The sequence below is a fragment of the Frigidibacter sp. MR17.14 genome (assembly GCF_037095735.1).
In the GTDB taxonomy this organism is placed as follows: Bacteria; Pseudomonadota; Alphaproteobacteria; order Rhodobacterales; family Rhodobacteraceae; genus Frigidibacter.
Genome location: NZ_JBAWKD010000001.1, coordinates 121,635 through 138,982 on the forward strand (window position 1 = coordinate 121,635; position 17,348 = coordinate 138,982).

Sequence of the window (17,348 nt, forward strand, 5' to 3'; positions counted from 1 at the left end):
GCGTTCCATGGATCGGCACCTGCCGGGCGGGGAGGCCGCAGGCGCGGGCGCCGGGCGATCGCCCCCTTGCTGGCCCGGGAGGCCGCCGGGCGCAACCCGGCAGAGGCAGATAGCGGTGCCGCTGACCGGAAGGTGATCCCCGGCGGCGCGCATTTCCGCGCAATAAATCCCCGCTGCCGCAGGATGGGGCAGCGCGGCACGGAATTGTGCTTTGCGCGCCCCTTCGTTAGGAGAGGGCGATCCACCCGCAAGAGCGAGGAAGAGGCCCATGGCGTCCTATCAATATGTCTATCACATGGATGGCGTGTCCAAGACCTATCCCGGCGGGAAGAAGGTCTTCGAGAACATCCGTCTGAACTTCCTTCCCGGCGTCAAGATCGGCGTCGTCGGCGTCAACGGCGCCGGTAAGTCCACGCTGCTGAAGGTCATGGCCGGCTGGGACAAGGACTTCCAGGGCGAGGCCTGGGCCGCCAAGGGCGCCAAGGTCGGCTACCTGCCGCAGGAACCGAAGCTCGAAGAGGGCCTGAGCGTGCGCGACAACGTGCGCCTCGGCGTCGCCGACAAGCAGGCCAAGCTCGACCGCTACAACGAGCTCGCCATGAACTACTCGGACGAGACCGCGGACGAGATGGCGCAACTGCAGGACGAGATCGACGCGCAGGACCTGTGGAACCTCGACCAGCAGATCGACATCGCGATGGACGCGCTGCGCTGCCCGCCGGACGATGCCGACGTCACGAACCTCTCGGGCGGGGAACGCCGCCGGGTCGCGCTGTGCAAGCTCTTGCTCGAAGCGCCCGACATGCTGCTTCTGGACGAACCGACCAACCACCTGGACGCCGAGACGATCGCCTGGCTGCAGCAGCACCTGATCGACTACAAGGGCACCATCCTCTGCGTCACCCACGACCGCTACTTCCTGGACGACATCACGTCCTGGATCCTCGAGCTCGAGCGCGGCAAGGGCATTCCGTGGGAAGGCAACTACTCGAGCTGGCTCGAGCAGAAGGCCAAGCGGATGGAGCAGGACGCCCGCGAGGACAAGGCCAAGCAGAAGGTGCTGGAAAAGGAACTCGAGTGGATCCGCTCGGGCGCCAAGGCGCGGCAGACCAAGTCCAAGGCCCGGATCGCGGCCTACAACAAGCTTGCCGATGAATCGATCAAGGAACGCGTGGGCGAGGCCAAGATCGTCATCCCGAATGGCCCGCGCCTTGGCAACAAGGTGATCGAGGTCGAGGGCCTGAAGAAGGCGATGGGCGACAAGCTCCTGATCGAGAACCTCTCGTTCAGCCTGCCTCCGGGCGGGATCATCGGCGTGATCGGCCCGAACGGCGCCGGCAAGTCGACGCTGTTCAAGATGCTGATCGGCGACGAAAAGCCCGACGAGGGCACGGTCGAGATCGGCGAGACGGTGAAGATGTCCTTCGTCGACCAGTCGCGCGACGCGCTGGATCCGGAAAAGACCGTCTGGGAAGAGATCTCGGGCGGGGCGGAGCTGATCCAGCTGGGCGATGCGACCATCGCCTCGCGCAGCTACACCGGCGCCTTCAACTTCAAGGGCTCGGACCAGCAGAAAAAGGTGGGGCTCCTGTCGGGCGGTGAACGCAACCGCGTGCACATGGCGAAGCTTCTGAAAGAGGGCGGGAACCTCCTGCTCCTCGACGAACCGACCAACGACCTCGACGTGGAAACGCTGCAGGCGCTGGAAGCGGCCATCGAGGATTTCGCGGGCTGCGCCGTCATCATCTCGCACGACCGCTTCTTCCTCGACCGTCTCTGCACGCACATCCTCGCCTTCGAGGGCGATGCGCATGTCGAGTTCTTCGAAGGCAACTTCGACGATTACGAGAAGGACAAGATCCGCCGCCTCGGCGCCGAGGCCGCGCGCCCGACCCGGATGAAGCACAAGCGCTTCACGCGCTGAAGACGAAGGCCGGGGGGGCCCGCCCCCCCCGGACCCCCGGGGAGTATTTTGGCCAAGCCGAACGAGGCTTTCGCATTGGCCCAAATATCCCGGGGGAGTCGCGTCCCGCCGGGACGCGGCGGGGGCAGAGCCCCCCTGCCAAAGCACCCGCCGGAACACCCGGCCACGGCCAGGCGTTGGCCGGCAGGAGGTGCAGGATGGCAAAGTTTTCCAAGGGCGAGACCGTCGCGTGGCGCTGGGGCGCCGGCAAGGGCACGGGCCGCATCGCAAAGACCTTCGCGCGCCGTGTCACCCGCCGCATCAAGGGCCGCGACATCACCCGCAACGGCAGCCGGAGCCGGCCGGCCTACCTGATCGAACAGACGGACGGCGGGCGGGTGCTGAAGCTCGAGACAGAGCTCGAGCGCGGCTGATCAGCAGCCGAAATCGAAGTTGTCGATGATCCGCATCGCCTCGTCGGCCGTCTCTGCATAACTCACCAGCTCCAGATCGGCGGCAGAGACGGTGCCCACCTCGACAAGGGCCTGCCAGTTCACCAGCCCGTCCCAGAAGGCGCGGCCGAACAGGATCACCGGCACCGGGCGCATCCGGCCGGTCTGGATCAGCGTCAGGCATTCGAACATCTCGTCCAGCGTGCCGAAACCGCCGGGGAAGACGCAGATCGCCCGGGCGCGCATGAGGAAATGCATCTTCCTGATCGCGAAGTAGTGGAAGTTGAAGCACAGATCCGGCGTCACCCAGGGGTTTGGCGCCTGTTCGTGCGGCAGCACGATGTTCAGCCCGATCGACTGCCCGCCGGCATCGTCGGCGCCGCGGTTGCCCGCCTCCATGATCCCCGGACCGCCCCCGGTGCAGACCACCCAGTCGCGGCCATAGCTGGCCAGGCTGCGCTCGGTCGCGCGTTGCGCGAGATCGCGCGCGACCTCGTACCACGGGGCAAGACCGGCGGCCGTGCCGCGGTGCGGGGCGCCCTCGCCCTCGGGGCCCGGCACCCGGGCCGAGCCCATGATCACGAAGGTCGACTGCACGCCGCGCTCGTCCATCACCATCTGCGGCTTCAGCAGTTCGAGCTGCAGCCGCACCGGGCGCAGCTCTTCGCGCAGCAGGAAATCGGTGTCGGTGAAGGCCAGCCGATAGGCCGGGGCGCGGGTCTGGGCGGTGTCGGGGCCCTGCCCCGCCGCGCGGCTGTCCTCGCGGCTGTCGCGCAGCGGCGGGCTGCGGGGCGTATCGTCCATCGTCGTTCTCCTCGCGTCCACCGCCCGCGTTGCAACGGCCGGCTGCCCCGGTCTATAGGGCTGTAACGCCTGACGCCAAGGTTATTCCCGGAGAGATCCCATGTCGAACGCCCAGCTCGAAACCGCCATCGAAGCCGCTTGGGAGGCCCGCGACGGCATCACCCCCGCAACCACCGGCGAGACCCGCGAGGCGATCGAGGCGACGCTGTCCGCGCTGGACGCCGGCACCCTGCGCGTGGCCGAGCGTCAGGCCGACGGCCAGTGGCACGTGAACCAATGGGCGAAGAAGGCGGTGCTGCTGGGCTTCCGTCTGAAGGACATGGAGCTGCAGTCGGGCGGGCCGCAGGGCGGCGGCTGGTGGGACAAGGTCGATTCGAAATTCGCCGGCTGGGGCGAGAACCAGTGGCGGGCCGCCGGCTTCCGCGCGGTGCCGAACTGCATTGTCCGCCGCTCGGCCTTCATCGCCAAGGGCGTGGTGCTGATGCCCTCCTTCGTGAACCTCGGCGCCTATGTCGATGAAGGCACCATGGTCGACACCTGGGCCACCGTCGGCAGCTGCGCGCAGATCGGCAAGAACGTGCATCTCTCGGGCGGCGTCGGCATCGGCGGCGTGCTGGAGCCGATGCAGGCCGGCCCGACGATCATCGAGGACAACTGCTTCATCGGCGCGCGTTCGGAAGTGGTCGAGGGCGTGATCGTCCGCGAGGGCTCGGTGCTGGGCATGGGCGTCTACCTTGGCCAGTCGACCAAGATCTATGACCGCGAGACCGGCGAGACCTTCTATGGCGAAGTGCCGGCGGGGTCGGTCGTCGTGTCGGGCTCGCTGCCCTCGAAGAACGGCGTCAATCTCTATTGCGCCGTGATCGTGAAACGGGTCGACGCAAAAACGCGCTCGAAAACCTCGATCAACGAACTTCTGCGCGACTGAGCAGGGCTAATTGCCCGACCCGGGGCGGGAACCCGCTCGCCCCCTTCGCGTTCGCCCTCCAGAATGACGGCAGCGACCCGCATCCCGCAGGGTCGCGCCTTTGGACACTGGAGGACGATATGACCGGAGTTGGCTGGATCATGACGATCATCGTCGGCGCGCTCGCCGGCTGGATCGCCGAAAAGATCATGAAGGCGGATCACGGGATCTTCATGAACATCATCCTGGGGATCCTTGGCGCCGTGGTGCTGAACTGGATCCTGGCACTGATCCTCGGCGCGAGCGCCGTGGGCCTGCTGGGCAACCTGATCGTCGCGATCGTGGGCGCCTGCCTGCTGATCGCGCTGGGCCGGATGCTGCGCGGCCGCCACGCCTGACGCCTGACGATGCGGATGCAAGGCCCGCCCTTCACCGGGGCGGGCCTTTTCGCATGTGTCTGTCACCGCCGCCTGTCACCCGGGCGTCAGACCGGGACATTAGGCCAACGGCCATGCCCCCCGATCACTTCGAGGCCGCACTCGACCGCTGGCTTGCGCTGGCGCAGGCGCGGGCCGATTACGCCGCCGCGATCTCTGGCCCCGGCTGGGGCGGCGACAGGGCGGTTAAGATTAAGCCCGACGGCTCGCCGGTGACGCCGGCCAATCTCGCGATCGCGACACTCTCGCGCGCTTATCCGCGCGTGTTTCCCAGATTGCGGCCTTCTGAGCGAAGAACACGGGACCGAGGACGCGGGCCGCAGCCACATCTGGGTGCTCGCCCCCATCGACGGCACGCAGCAACTCGCGGCGGGCTGCCGAACTGGCCCTCGCTGATCGCGCTCTGCCGCGACGGGGAACTGGTGTTGCGGAGCATCGACCTGCCCTTGCCCGGCGCGCGCGCCATCGGCCTTCTTCGCCGGTCCACAATCTTCGCCGGCCGCCCAATGCGGGTCACATGCGGGTCAGCGGCCAGACCGGGCTTGCCGCCGCGCGGCTCGCGCTGGCCAATCCTGACAGCTTCACCGGCGCCAGCGCCGCCGGCCATGCCCGCCTGCGTGGCACGGGCGGGCTGCGCCGCCATGAGGGCGGCTCGACCGCGCATGTCGCGCTGGCCCGCGGCCGCGTCGGATTCTGTCCTGAACGGATCGGACCTCGATCCCTTCGACATCTGCGCGGTCGGCCCGGTGGTCGAGGGCGCCGGCGGGCGGATCACCGGCTGGCAGGACGAGCGGCTGGGCCTTGCCTCGCGCGGGCCGATCCCCGCCAGCGCCTCGGCGCCGCTGCACGCCCGGGAACCGCGCGCCACTGGCCGGGTTGGCGCAGGCGGCAAGCACGCCGCGCGGCCCGCGCGGAGCCCCGGCATGGACCAGACCATCGTCCCCTTCGACCTGCACCGGATGTTCCTGGGCGACACCACGCCGCTCTTCGCGCTCGAGATCCTGTTCCGCGTCGTCGTGATCTACGGCTACACGCTTCTGCTGGTGCGCTGGGTCGGCGGGCGCGGCGTGGTGCAGCTGTCACTGGTCGAGTTCCTGCTGGTGATCGCCATCGGCTCGGCGGTCGGCGACGCGGTGCTGTATCCCGACACGCCGCTGCTGAACGCGCTGGTGGTCATCACCGTCGTCGTCGCGATCAACAAGGCGCTCGACCTGATGATCCTGCGCCACGAGCGGGCCAAGCGGCTGATCGACGGCGTGCCGGTCGCGCTGGTCGAGGACGGGCGCATCCTGCCCGAGGGGCTGGCCGCGCGCGACATCGGCACCGCCGAGGTCATCTCGCGGCTGCGGCTGCAGGGCATCCGCAACCTCGGCGAGGTCGAGCATCTCTACATCGAGGGCGGCGGCGCATTCTCGACCTTCCGGTCGAAGGAAGCGCGCCCCGGCCTGCCGATCGTGCCCCCGGCCGAGATCCGCCCCCTGCCGCGGCTGACCGACCCGGCGCTGGCGCCCGGGGGGCTGGCCTGCTGCACCCGCTGCGGGGCGCTGTCGGAGGCGGCCGAGGTGCTGCCCGACGGTGCCTGCCCGCAGTGCGACCACGGCCACTGGACCCTGCCGCGGATCGGCGAAACCGGCTTGCATGACGCGCCGAAGGGCGACAGATGACGGGAACAGCAACAGGGACAGCCCTGCGGAGAGCCGATCATGTCCGACACGCCGGAAACGCCCGAAGGCGCGAAGCCCGAAAAGACCAAGCGCAAGCAGCAGGTCTACACGCTGGTGGTCGAGCTTGGCCGCTCGCCCGGTGACGGCCTGCCCGAGGGCGCGACCGGGGCGGCGCTGATGTGCTTCGCGAGCGGCGTGGACGAGGACGAGGCGGTACGCGAGACGGTGGCGGTGCTGAAGGTGGCGGAGCTCTCCCCCGTCGACATCACCGGCTACGGCACGCTGGCCGAACGCGAGAAGCAGGGCCACGAGATCGACGCCGACGAGCGCGAACTGATGGCCCGCGCGCTGGCCGAGAACGCGGTGATCGTCGCGCAGATGACGCCCTTCTACGACGAGCCCGAAGAGGCCGCGCCCGCCGCCGCCCAGCCGGTGCGCGCCGTGAAGCCTGCCGCGAACCCCGCGAACCCGGCCGCCCGCAAGCCGGTCGAGGCGCGCAAGCCCGGCACCAAGGGCCCCACCAAGGGTCCGGCCAAGGGCAAGGGCGACAGCAAGCCGCCGAAGCGGCGCTGAAGCCTACGCCGCCCGCGCCCGCCTGTCTGCCGCTTGAGGCGGAAAAGGCGCCCGCCGCGCGATGGCTCTTCATGGACGCGCGCCTGACCTCGTGCTGGGCGGAGCACGACCGTCGAATACCGTGTCCGCCCTTGCCCCGGCCCTGCCTGACCTCGCCCCCCAGACGGCAGGGGCCTGCCCCGACGCCCCGTCCCGGCCCCACGCCGATTGCGTCCCGTCCCGGGCGGGTCTAGACCCGGGGGACCGCGCGAAGGAGATGCCATGCCAACCCTCGGAAACACCCCCGTCGATCCGGTCGCGCTGACCGCCGAGCTGATCCGTTGCCCCTCGGTCACCCCGGTCGAGGGCGGCGCGCTGGTGCTGCTGGACGGCCTGCTGACCTCCGCGGGCTTCGCCTGCACCCGCATCGACCGCGAGGGCGTGCCGAACCTCTATGCCCGCTGGGGCGAGAAGGGCGCGGCGAAGACCTTCGGCTTTAACGGCCACACCGACGTGGTGCCTGTGGGCGACGCGGACGCCTGGACCCGCGATCCCTTCGGCGGCGAGATCGTCGGCACGGAAATCTGGGGCCGGGGCGCGACCGACATGAAATCGGGCGTCGCGGCCTTCGTCGCCGCCGCCTGCGACCTCGTGCGCGAGGCCCCGCCCGCGGGCGCCATCGCGATCGCGATCACCGGCGACGAGGAAGGCCCCGGCAAGCACGGCACCAAGGCCATGGTCGAGTGGATGGAAGAGGTGGGCGAGCGGATGTCGGTCTGCCTCGTGGGCGAGCCGACCTGTCCCGAGACACTTGGCGACATGATCAAGATCGGCCGCCGCGGCTCGATGACCGTGCATCTGGGCGCGACCGGCGTGCAGGGCCATGCCGCCTATCCGCACCGGGCGAAGAACCCGCTGCACGCGCTGGTCGCGCTGCTGGAAGGCTGGACCCGCGCGCCCTTCGACGAGAAGACCGATCACTTCGACCCCTCGACCCTGCAGATCGTGACCATCGACTGCGGCAACCCAGCCACCAACGTGATCCCCGCCAAGGCCCATGCCAGCGTCAACATCCGCTTCAACGACCGCCATTCCTCGACCTCGGTGATGGAGCGTCTGCGCGCCGATGCGGACCGCGTGACCGAGGCGACCGGCGTCGGCTTCGAGCTTTGCGCGCAGGTTTCGGGCGAAAGCTTCCTGACCCCGCCCGGCCCCTTCGTCGATCTCGTCGCGGCCGCCGTCACCGCCGAAACCGGGCTCGTGCCCGAGCTGTCGACCACCGGCGGCACCTCGGACGCGCGCTTCCTCAAGGACCATTGCCCGGTGCTGGAATTCGGCCTTGTCGGCAAGACCATGCACCAGGTCGACGAACGGGTGGAAACCGCGCAGATCGACGCGCTGAAGGCGGTCTATCGCCGGATCCTGACCGAGTATTTCGCATGAGGGTCGAGATCGTCGAGGCCCCCGACTTCGCCCCCTGCGCCGCCCTGCGCCGCCGGGTCTTCATGGACGAACAGGGCTTCACCGAGGCCGAGGAGTTCGACGCGCTCGACGCGGACGCGATCCACCTGCTGGGCCTCGTCGATGGCGTGCCGATGGGCACGGCGCGGCTTCTGCGGGCAGGCGACGTGGGCAAGATCGGCCGCGTCTGCGTCCTGCCAGAGGCGCGCGGCACCGGCCTTGGCGCGCGGCTGATCGAGGCCTCGCTGGCAAGACTGGCAAAGGACCCGGCCCTGAGCCGCGCCTATCTCTCGGCCCAGACGCAGGCGATTGGCTTCTACGAACGCGCGGGCTTCGCCGCCGAGGGGCCGGAATACCTCGACGGCACCGTGCCGCATCGCGACATGTGGCGCGCGCTGCGCCCGGGCAAAGGCTGACGCTTCCGCCCGCCGCGCCCGCGTGGTAGCGGTGGGCCATGGCTCAGATACCTTCCAGAGAACAGATCCTCGACTGGGTCGCCGACCATCCCGAGGCGGCGGCGAAACGCGACATCGCCAAGGCCTTCGGGATCAAGGGCGCGGAACGGATCGAGCTGAAGCGGATGCTCAAGGAGCTGGAGGCCGAGGGGCTGCTGGAACGCCGCCGCTCGACCTATTCCGGCGCGGGCAAGCTGCCGCCGGTCACCGTGCTGATCGTGCAGGCGCCCGACAGCGACGGCGACCAGTGGGCGCGCCCGATGGAATGGGAGGGCAAGGGCCCCGCCCCGCGCATCCTCTTCGTGCCGCGCAAGGCCGACGACCCGGTGGCCGAGGGCGACCGCATCCTCGCCAAGCTGATCGAGATCCCCGGCGCCGACCACGATTATCAGGCCCGCCTGATCCGCAAGATCGGCGTCGCGCAGCACCGGCTGCTGGGCATCTTCCGCAAGGGTCCCGAGGGCGGGCGGATCGTGCCGGTCGACAAGGGCTCGGACAAGGAATGGCGCGTCGGCCGCGACGCGACGATGGAGGCCGAGGACGGCGAACTGGTCGAGGCCGAACAGGCGGGCCCCAAGGGCCGGCTCGGCCTGCCCTGGGCGCGGATCGTCGAACGCCTGGGCGATCCCGGTGCGCCGAAAGCCGTCAGCCTGATCGCGATCCACCAGCACGGCATCCCCGACGACTTCCCCGACAAGGTCATTGCCGAGGCCGATGCGCAGGAGCCCGCGACGCTCGACGGGCGCGAGGACATGCGCGACCTGGCGCTGGTGACCATCGACCCCGCCGATGCCCGCGACCGCGACGACGCCTGCCTCGCGATGCCCGACGCTGACCCGTCGAACCCGGGCGGCCACCTCATCTGGGTCGCCATCGCCGATGTCGCGCATTACGTCACTCCCGGCTCGGCGCTGGATCACGAGGCGCGCCGCCGCGGCAACTCGACCTATTTCCCCGACCGCGTCGTGCCGATGCTGCCCGACCGGCTGTCGGGCGACCTCTGCTCGCTGCACGAGGGCGTCAGCCGCGCCTGCCTTGCCGTGCGGATGCGCATCGACGCGGACGGCCACAAGATCTCGCACCGCTTCCACCGCGGGCTGATGAAGTCCCGCGCCTCACTGGTCTATGACGAGGTGCAGGCGGCGATGGACGGCGCCCCCAGCGAGCGCTGCGCACCGCTGCTCGAGCCGGTGATCCGCCCGCTCTACGCCGCCTATGCCGCGCTGATGAAGGCCCGCGCGATCCGTCAGCCGCTCGAGCTGGACCTGCCCGAACGCCAGATCAAGCTGACCGACGACGGCCGGGTGGCCAGCGTCAACTTCAAGGACCGCCTCGACGCCCACCGGCTGATCGAGGAATTCATGGTGCTGGCCAATGTCGCCGCCGCCGAGGAGCTGGAACGCCTGAAGCGGCCGCTGCTCTACCGCGTCCACGAAGAGCCGAGCCCTGACAAGCTGGAGTCCCTGCGCGAGGTGGCCGAGGCTTCGGGCTTCACGCTGGCCAAGGGGCAGGTGTTGAAGACCGCGCATCTCAACCGGCTGCTGGCGCAGGCCGAGGGCTCGGATTTCGACGAGCTGATCAACCTCTCGACCCTGCGCTCGATGACGCAGGCCTATTACAATCCGCAGAACTTCGGGCATTTCGGCCTCGCGCTCCGCAGCTACGCGCATTTCACCTCGCCCATTCGCCGCTACTCCGACCTGATCGTGCACCGCGCGCTGATCTCCGGGCACGGCTGGGGCAAGGACGGGCTCAGCCAGCACGACATCGAGACGCTGGACGAGACCGCCAAGGTCATCTCGGACACCGAGCGCCGCTCGATGGCCGCGGAACGCGACACCACCGACCGCTACCTCGCGGCCTTCCTGTCCGACCGGGTCGGCGGCGAGTTCACGGGCCGCATCTCGGGCGTGCAGAAGTTCGGGCTTTTCGTGAAGCTGGACGAGACCGGGGCCGACGGGCTCGTGCCGATCCGCTCGGTCGGGCGCGAGTTCTTCCACTACGATCCCGACAGCCAGACCCTGATGGGCGCCGACACCGGCACGGTGATCGGCATCGGCCAGCGGGTGCTGGTGCGGCTGGCCGAGGCGGTGCCGGTCACCGGCGGGCTGATGCTCGACCTGCTGGAAATCGACGGCGCCTCGATGCCCCGCGGCGCCTCGTCGAAGCGCGGCAAGCATTCGGCGCGGCGCCCCGGCATGGCCAAGGCCCGCGCGGCGGCAGGAAAGCGCAAGGTCGTCCGCAAGCGGCGCTAAGCTGTTTGAGATCGCGAGGGGGATTGTTATGCTCGGGGCAACAACAAGACGAACCCGAGCAGGACAGACCCCATGCGCATCACGATCCTCGCCCTCGGCGCGGCCGTCCTCGCGCTCCCCGGATGCGGGGGGGCCGATTACGCGCCCATCACCTCGCCCCCGCCGGTGAGCCGCGGCATGCCCGAACCGATCAACCCGTCCTACAGCACCAATCAGGGCTTCGACGACTGGCTGACGGGCTTCCGCGCCCGCGCCCTGTCGCAGGGGATCCTGCCCGGCACGCTCGACCAGTCGCTGACCGGGGTCGGCTACCAGCCCTCGATCATCAAGCTCGACCAGAACCAGGCCGAGTTCACGAAGTCGGTCTGGGAATATCTCGACGGCGCGGTCTCGGCCGCGCGGGTCGCGCAGGGCCAGCAGATGCTGGCACAGCACGCCGATGTGCTCGACCGGATCGAGCGGCGCTACGGCGTGCCGAAAGAGGTGGTGCTGGCCGTCTGGGGGATGGAGAGCAACTACGGCGGCAACCGCGGCCGGACCGAGGTTATCCCGGCACTGGCGACGCTGGCCTATGACGGGCGGCGCGGCGAGTTCTTCGAGGGCGAGCTTCTGGCCGCGCTGCGCATCGTGCAGGCGGGCGACGTCGACGCGCGGCACATGACCGGCAGCTGGGCGGGGGCGATGGGCCATACCCAGTTCATGCCCAGCTCGTTCCTGCGCCACGCGGTCGATTTCACCGGCGACGGGCGGCGCGACATCTGGTCGGACGACCCGACCGACGCGCTGGCCTCGACCGCGTCGTATCTTGCGCAGTCCGGCTGGCGGCGCGGCCAGCCCTGGGCGGTCGAGGTGCGGCTGCCGGTGAACTTCGACCTCGGCCTGACCGGGCGCGGCACCGACCGCCAGTCGCGCGACTGGGCGGCGATGGGCATCCGCACCGCGAGCGGCGGCGGCTTGCCCGACCTCGACCGCTCGTCGATCTTCCTGCCCGCGGGCATCCGCGGCCCGGCCTTCCTGGTGGGCGCGAACTACACGGCGATCCGCACCTACAACGCCTCGGACAGCTACGTTCTGGGCGTGGGCCTGCTGAGCGACGCGATCGCCGGCCGTCCGGGCCTTGCCGGCAGCTGGCCGCGCGGCGACCGCGCGCTGAGCTCGGCCGAACGCAAGGAGATGCAGGAACTGCTGACCTCGCGCGGCTACGACACTCAGGGCACAGACGGCAAGCTGGGCCCGAACACGGTCGAGGCGCTGCGCAACTGGCAGGCCGCGAACGGCATCCTGCCCGACGGCTATCCCAGCGCCGCGATGCTCGCCCGCCTGCGCGGCTGACCCCCGCGCCGACGTCGGACGACGCGCCGGCAAGCCGCCGTCGGATGGCCGAAGCCTCGCCCCATGGGACCGCCGGCTTGCCAGCCCCCGCCTGACGGCGCCGCGCCACAACGGGGCAAGCGCCCTTCTGCAGGGCCCGCGCCGGACGCACCGGCGCAGCGCACCGCCAAGCCGCTCCCGCGGCCGTCGTCGGGGTCAGCACATTGCCGGCGCCGGTGAACCCGCAGGCTGACTCGGCAGGCTGCTTCGGCAGACCGGCCCGGCGAATCCGTCCAAGGTCTTGACGATGCGGGCGGACCCGGCACCGGGACCACGCCGAATGCCCTGCGCTGCGCGAAGGGCCGGCAGATGTGTCCCCGGCATGGCACCCTCGGGCCGGCGCATGCCGCGCCGAGCAAAGCCGGGACCGAAGCAGGACCATCCCCGCCCTCCCGGTCGCCGCCCCGGTCACAGGCCCCGGTCGCAGCCCGCTGCGCTGGCGCCTGTCGGGTCGTGCGGCGCTCAACCCGTGCCCTCGGCCAGCAGCCGGTTCAGCCGCCGCGCCGCTGCGGCCAGCACATCGGCCGAGCCGCCCGAGAAGCCCAGCACCAGCCCCGTGTCGCGCACGGGGCCAAGGTGCATCGGCCCCAGCGCCCGCCCGCCCAGCCCCGCCGCCTGCGCCAGCGACAGAAGTCGCGCCTCGTCGACCGGGCCGCGGGCGATCAGGTGCAGGCCCTGATCGGGCGGCAGCGCCGACAGCGGCCCCTCGGCCAGCGCCGCGACCAGCGCGTCGCGCGCCCCCCGCACCCGCCGCCGTGCGCGCACGAGGTGGCGCGAGAAATGCCCCTCGGCCAGGAAGTCCGCCAGCGGCGCCTCGGTCAGCACCGGCGGATAGCGGTCTGTGCGGTCGCGCAGGCGCAGCACCGGGTCCAGCAGCGGCGCGGGCAGCACCAGATAGCCGGTACGAAGCCCGGGATAAAGCGCCTTCGAGAAGGTGCCGACATAGATCACCCGCCCCGCCCCATCCATGCCCTGCATCGCCGCCAGCGGCGGGCCGGCATAGCGGAACTCGCTGTCGTAATCGTCCTCGATCACCCAGGCCCCCGCCGCCGCCGCCCAGTCCAGAAGCGCAAGACGGCCCCGCATCGACAGTGCCACGCCCAGCGGGAACTGGTGCGAGGGCGTGACATAGGCGGCCCTTGCTGCGGGGGCGGCGGCGATGCCTGCCGCGACCTCCAGCCCCTCGGGGCCGACCGGCACCGGCACCGGCGCCAGCCCCGCCCCCAGCACCGCCGCCCGCGCCTGCCCATAGCCCGGATCCTCGAGCCAGACCTGCGCCCCCGGGGCCAGCACCCCGCGCAGCACCAGGTCGAGCGCCTGCTGGCTGCCAGAGGTGATGACGATCTGTCCCGGGTCGCAGCGCACCCCGCGCGCCGTGCCCAGATAGGCCGCGATCGCCTCGCGCAGGCTGCGGTTGCCCTGCGGGTCGCCGTAATGGAACTGCCCCGCCACCGGGCGGGTGGCATGGCGCAGCAGCAGCCGCCGGAACGCCTCTGCGCTCACCCGGTCGGGCATCGCCGCCCCCAGCGCCGCTGGGAACACCTCTGGCCGCGGCCTCTCGGCCGCGGGCACCGGCGCCGACGGCGGCCGCAGCAGCGGCACCCGTCCCGCGACGAAGGTGCCCGCGCCGGTGCGCGCCTCGGCGAAGCCCTCGGCCACCAGCATCTCGAAGGCCGCCACCGCCGCGCCGCGCGCGATCGCGAACCGCGCCGCCAGATCGCGTGTCGTCGGCAGCTTGGTGCCCGAAGGTAGCGCCCCGGTCTCGATCAGCCCGCGCAGCGCCCGGTACAGCGCCAGCCGCCGCGGGCCGTCCTGCGGCAGCACCGGCACCAGCGCCGACAGATCGGGCAAATTGGTTCGCTCACTCTCCATCGAATTGGACCTCTTCCGAACCAATCGCGCAGGCTATCGGTGGGGCCTCCCTGACCGAAAGGCAAGCCCGATGTCCGACACGCTCACGCCCTCCGCCGTAGACACCGCCCCTGAAGCCTACCCGGTGAGCGCCCGCAACCGCGTCAAGCGCGTGCACGAGCGCGGGTCTTACGACCACGAGACGGTGCATGCGATCCTCGACAGCGCGATGCTCTGCCATGTCGCCTATGTCATCGACGGCCAGCCCTATGCGACGCCGACGATCCACTGGCGCGAGGGCGACATGCTCTACTGGCACGGCTCGTCCGCCAGCCGGATGCTGCGCCACCTGAAGGCGGGGACGCCGGCCTGCCTGACCGTCTCGCATCTCGACGGGCTGGTGCTGGCGCGGTCGGGATTCAATCACTCGGTCAACTACCGCGCCGCAATGTGCTTCGGCACCGCGCGGCTGGTAGAGGACGAGGCCGAGAAGGCCCGCGCGCTGGTGGGCGTGGTCGACCGCTTCTACCCCGACCGCAGCGCCGGGCTGCGCCGGATCACCGCGCAAGAGACCAAGGCCACCACGGTGATCGCGATGCGCATCGACGAGGCCTCGGCCAAGATCCGCGCCAAGGGCGTCGGCGACGAGCCCGAGGACATGGATTTCCCCGCCTGGGCCGGGGTGATCCCGGTGCGCACGGTGATCGGCGCGACCGAGACCTGCCCGAAGATCCCCGCCGGGATCGAGCGCCCCGCAACGCTGGCTCCCTATGCCGAGGGCGCGGTGCTCGATGCCGCCCTGCTGGCGACACAGCGGATCTACGAGGGCTGAACCCGCGCCGCAGGGGCGCGGCACCGGAGCGGCGGGTCCGAACCGGGGACGACAAGGCTCCGAAGTCGGGCGAGAACAGCCGCCGCCGGTCGCCCCACGCGGGCGGTCCTGCGGCTGCCGTCTGTGATGCCCCTGCCCTGCGCCGCCGCGTACCCGAAGCGTGATCCTCGCTGCCCGACCGGGGTTCGGGGCCACGCGCGGTCCGGACGATCCCCGTGCCCAAGGCAGGCCGGCAGGGAAACGGTCGTTTCCGCTGCGCGCGGCCCCTCCCCTTCCTTGTGCGCTCGGGCAGCGCGGGGGAGGCAGGGCGACTCGCGCATCGGGTCACTGCGGGGCAAGGCGCCCGAAGGTGCCCCTCGCCAGCCTGCGGGCCGGCCTATCGCAACCGCAGCTCGACGCCCGAGGCTCGCCCGGCGGCGTCGATCACCGACAGCGAAAGGAAGCCCGGTCCCTCGGCCGGCAGCACCACCTCGCGCTCGGGGGATGCGGCCAGCACCGGGCGGCCGTTGGCCAGCCAGGTGAAGGGCGGCGTGCCGTCGCGCACCTTGGCCACCAGCTGCCCGCGCGGCACCGCGACCTCGGCCCCTGACGGCGGGAAGGCCAGCTTCGGCGCGTCCGACGCCTCGCCCCGCGGCGCGAAATGGCGCAGCGGCAGCGGCAGGCGGTCGTTCGGCAGGATCAGCGTGCCGGGCGGCGGGGCCGGGCGCGCCACGGTCCCGAGCCGCCCGAAGGCCTCGACCATCAGGGGCGCCGCCAGATCGCCGCCGAAGGCGCCGGGCACCGCGGTGCCATCCGCGCGGCCCATCCAGACCGCGACCACATGCGCGCCGTCGAAGCCCACCGCCAGCGCGTCGCGGTGGCCGTAGCTCGTGCCGGTCTTCCAGGCGATCCGCCCCGCCTGCCCCCCGCCAGGAGGGGTCAGACCCGCCAGCACCTCGCCCACCTGCCAGGCGGCCTCGGGCCGCATCAACCGCCCCGGCAGCGGACTGGCGGTTCCGGCCAGCGCCGAGATCCGCACCGGCGCCCCCAGCCGCGCGAGCCCCGCATAGGCCCCGGCCAGATCCTGCAGGCTGATCCCGAGCCCGCCCAGCGCCACCGCCAGCCCCGGCGCGCCCGCCAGCCGCGGCGCGGCACCCGCCGCCTCGAGCGTAGCGACCAGCCGCGCGGGCCCCACCGCCTCGGCCAGCGCCACCACCGGCAGGTTCAGCGACAGCTGCAACGCTTCGCGCGCGGGCAGCGTGCCGCGGAACTGGCGGTCGAAATTCTGCGGCGCATAGCTGCCGAAGCGCATCGGCCGGTCCTCGACCAGCGTTTCGGGATGGGCGAGGCCCGCGTCGAAGGCCAGCCCGTAGACGAAAGGCTTCAACGTCGAGCCGGGCGAGCGCAATGCCTGCGTCAGATCGAGCCAGCCGCCCCGCACCCCGTCGCCCCAGTCCGCACCGCCGACCGAGGCGAGGATCTCGCCCGAGCGGTGGTCGACGACGACCATCGCCACCGACAGCCGCTGGCCTGCATTGACGACGGCCCGCGCCGCCAGATCCTGCAGGCTGCGCTGCAGGCCCGCGTCGATAGTCGAGCGGATCACGCCCATGCCGGGGTTTTCGGCGCGCAGCCGGTCGGCCAGCTGCGGTGCGAGCTGCGGCGGATCGCGGCGCCGCTGCGGCACCGGTTCGGCCCGCGCGGCGGCGGCGCCGGCCGCGTCGATCAGCCCCGCGGCCTCGGCCCGCGCCAGCACCCGGTCGCGGCCGGCCCGCGCGGCCTGCGCGTCGCGGTCGGGCCGACGCGCCTCGGGCGCCTGCGGCAGCGCGACCAGCAGCGCGGCCTCTGCCGGGGTCAGCCGCCGCGGCGCGTGTCCGAACCAGGCGAGGCTCGCGGCACGGATCCCCTCGATATTGCCGCCATAGGGCGCGAGCCGCAGGTAGAGGTCGAGGATCTGGTCCTTGGTCAGCCGCCGTTCCAGTGCCAGCGCGACCCGGATCTGGCGCAGCTTGCCCGCGAGCCGCCCGGTGCCCGACCCCTCGATCAGCCGCGCGACCTGCATGGTCAGGGTCGAGCCGCCCGAGACCACCCGCCCCTGCACCAGCGCCTGCCCGACGGCCCGCAGCATCGCCAGCGGGTCGACGCCCGCGTGGCGGTCGAAGCGGCGGTCCTCGTAGGTGGTCAGCAGCGCCAGGAACGCGGGATCGACCGGGCCGGGGTCGAGCCTCCAGCGCCCCCCGGCCACCGTCCAGGCCCGCAGCAGGCTGCCGTCGCGGGCGATAAGCTCGGTCCCGGTCTCGATGGCGAGGGGCGGCAGGACCGTTGACCCGATCCAGGCATCGACCCTGTCGCGGGCGGTGGCCAGCGCGGCGGCGAGAAGGGCCGCAGCGAAGAGCGCGCGCGCGAGGGAGCGGTCACGCGGCAC

Annotated in this window: 13 protein-coding genes and 1 pseudogene; 11 read left to right on the forward strand and 3 right to left on the reverse strand. The window is 71.4% G+C overall.

Annotated features, from left to right (window positions below):
- Window positions 1-268 precede the first annotated feature (268 nt).
- On the forward strand, window positions 269-1,924 hold the full coding sequence (gene ettA / locus V8J36_RS00570) for an energy-dependent translational throttle protein EttA (protein ID WP_336465306.1): 1,656 nt from the start codon (window positions 269-271) through the stop codon (window positions 1,922-1,924).
- A 197-nt stretch (window positions 1,925-2,121) separates the two neighbouring features.
- Entirely contained in the window at window positions 2,122-2,337 is a 216-nt protein-coding gene (locus V8J36_RS00575) for a DUF2945 domain-containing protein (RefSeq protein WP_336465307.1), read from the forward strand.
- Here the strand turns inward: V8J36_RS00575 and V8J36_RS00580 are convergent, their stop codons facing one another.
- Window positions 2,338-3,159, reverse strand: coding sequence for a TIGR00730 family Rossman fold protein (locus V8J36_RS00580; protein ID WP_336465308.1), 822 nt, complete (start codon window positions 3,157-3,159; stop codon window positions 2,338-2,340). It lies immediately after the preceding gene.
- Between the two features lie 100 nt (window positions 3,160-3,259).
- On the opposite strand from V8J36_RS00580, the gene dapD reads away from it, so the two are divergent.
- The 8 genes and pseudogenes from dapD (at window position 3,260) to V8J36_RS00620 (ending at window position 12,222) form a co-directional block, all read left to right on the forward strand.
- Complete coding sequence (gene dapD / locus V8J36_RS00585) at window positions 3,260-4,087, forward strand: 2,3,4,5-tetrahydropyridine-2,6-dicarboxylate N-succinyltransferase (RefSeq protein WP_336465309.1); 828 nt, start codon at window positions 3,260-3,262, stop codon at window positions 4,085-4,087.
- 119 nt (window positions 4,088-4,206) lie between these two features.
- On the forward strand, window positions 4,207-4,464 hold the full coding sequence (locus V8J36_RS00590; RefSeq protein ID WP_336465310.1) for a GlsB/YeaQ/YmgE family stress response membrane protein: 258 nt from the start codon (window positions 4,207-4,209) through the stop codon (window positions 4,462-4,464).
- Window positions 4,465-5,165: 701 nt separating this feature from the next.
- Entirely contained in the window at window positions 5,166-6,167 is a 1,002-nt protein-coding gene (locus V8J36_RS00595; RefSeq protein WP_336465311.1) for a DUF421 domain-containing protein, read from the forward strand.
- Window positions 6,168-6,206: 39 nt separating this feature from the next.
- Window positions 6,207-6,566 (forward strand): annotated as a pseudogene (locus tag V8J36_RS00600) (hypothetical protein); the annotation flags it as partial.
- A 435-nt stretch (window positions 6,567-7,001) separates the two neighbouring features.
- A complete protein-coding gene (gene dapE, locus V8J36_RS00605) occupies window positions 7,002-8,162 on the forward strand; it encodes a succinyl-diaminopimelate desuccinylase (protein ID WP_336465312.1) in 1,161 nt (386 codons plus the stop codon).
- Window positions 8,159-8,596 carry a GNAT family N-acetyltransferase gene (locus tag V8J36_RS00610; RefSeq protein WP_336465313.1) on the forward strand — a complete coding sequence of 146 codons (438 nt, stop codon included), beginning with the start codon at window positions 8,159-8,161 and terminating at the stop codon, window positions 8,594-8,596. The genes dapE and V8J36_RS00610 overlap by 4 nt, the downstream gene beginning before the upstream one ends.
- A 38-nt stretch (window positions 8,597-8,634) precedes the next feature.
- A complete protein-coding gene (rnr, locus tag V8J36_RS00615) occupies window positions 8,635-10,890 on the forward strand; it encodes a ribonuclease R (protein ID WP_336465314.1) in 2,256 nt (751 codons plus the stop codon).
- 72 nt (window positions 10,891-10,962) lie between these two features.
- Entirely contained in the window at window positions 10,963-12,222 is a 1,260-nt protein-coding gene (locus V8J36_RS00620; RefSeq protein ID WP_336465315.1) for a lytic murein transglycosylase, read from the forward strand.
- A 501-nt stretch (window positions 12,223-12,723) separates the two neighbouring features.
- On the opposite strand, the gene pdxR is transcribed toward V8J36_RS00620, so the two are convergent.
- Window positions 12,724-14,133: a MocR-like pyridoxine biosynthesis transcription factor PdxR gene (gene pdxR, locus V8J36_RS00625; protein WP_336465316.1), complete on the reverse strand. Its 1,410-nt coding sequence runs from the start codon at window positions 14,131-14,133 to the stop codon at window positions 12,724-12,726.
- A 70-nt stretch (window positions 14,134-14,203) separates the two neighbouring features.
- Between pdxR and V8J36_RS00630 the strand changes: the two genes are divergently transcribed.
- Window positions 14,204-14,944, forward strand: a complete 741-nt coding sequence (locus V8J36_RS00630) for a pyridoxamine 5'-phosphate oxidase family protein (RefSeq protein WP_336465317.1) — start codon at window positions 14,204-14,206, stop codon at window positions 14,942-14,944.
- A 376-nt stretch (window positions 14,945-15,320) separates the two neighbouring features.
- On the opposite strand, the gene pbpC is transcribed toward V8J36_RS00630, so the two are convergent.
- A complete protein-coding gene (pbpC, locus tag V8J36_RS00635; protein WP_336465318.1) occupies window positions 15,321-17,348 on the reverse strand; it encodes a penicillin-binding protein 1C in 2,028 nt (675 codons plus the stop codon).

Excerpts from the sequence above, each read along its gene's own strand:
- pdxR (WP_336465316.1), bottom strand. The coding sequence starts at position 14,133 with ATGGAGAGTGAGCGAACCAATTTGCCCGATCTGTCGGCGCTGGTGCCG.
- dapE (WP_336465312.1), top strand. The coding sequence starts at position 7,002 with ATGCCAACCCTCGGAAACACCCCCGTCGATCCGGTCGCGCTGACCGCC.
- V8J36_RS00610 (WP_336465313.1), top strand. The coding sequence starts at position 8,159 with ATGAGGGTCGAGATCGTCGAGGCCCCCGACTTCGCCCCCTGCGCCGCC.
- dapD (WP_336465309.1), top strand. The coding sequence starts at position 3,260 with ATGTCGAACGCCCAGCTCGAAACCGCCATCGAAGCCGCTTGGGAGGCC.
- ettA (WP_336465306.1), top strand. The coding sequence starts at position 269 with ATGGCGTCCTATCAATATGTCTATCACATGGATGGCGTGTCCAAGACC.
- V8J36_RS00630 (WP_336465317.1), top strand. The coding sequence starts at position 14,204 with ATGTCCGACACGCTCACGCCCTCCGCCGTAGACACCGCCCCTGAAGCC.
- V8J36_RS00595 (WP_336465311.1), top strand. The coding sequence starts at position 5,166 with ATGTCGCGCTGGCCCGCGGCCGCGTCGGATTCTGTCCTGAACGGATCG.
- V8J36_RS00580 (WP_336465308.1), bottom strand. The coding sequence starts at position 3,159 with ATGGACGATACGCCCCGCAGCCCGCCGCTGCGCGACAGCCGCGAGGAC.
- rnr (WP_336465314.1), top strand. The coding sequence starts at position 8,635 with ATGGCTCAGATACCTTCCAGAGAACAGATCCTCGACTGGGTCGCCGAC.
- V8J36_RS00590 (WP_336465310.1), top strand. The coding sequence starts at position 4,207 with ATGACCGGAGTTGGCTGGATCATGACGATCATCGTCGGCGCGCTCGCC.
- V8J36_RS00620 (WP_336465315.1), top strand. The coding sequence starts at position 10,963 with ATGCGCATCACGATCCTCGCCCTCGGCGCGGCCGTCCTCGCGCTCCCC.
- V8J36_RS00575 (WP_336465307.1), top strand. The coding sequence starts at position 2,122 with ATGGCAAAGTTTTCCAAGGGCGAGACCGTCGCGTGGCGCTGGGGCGCC.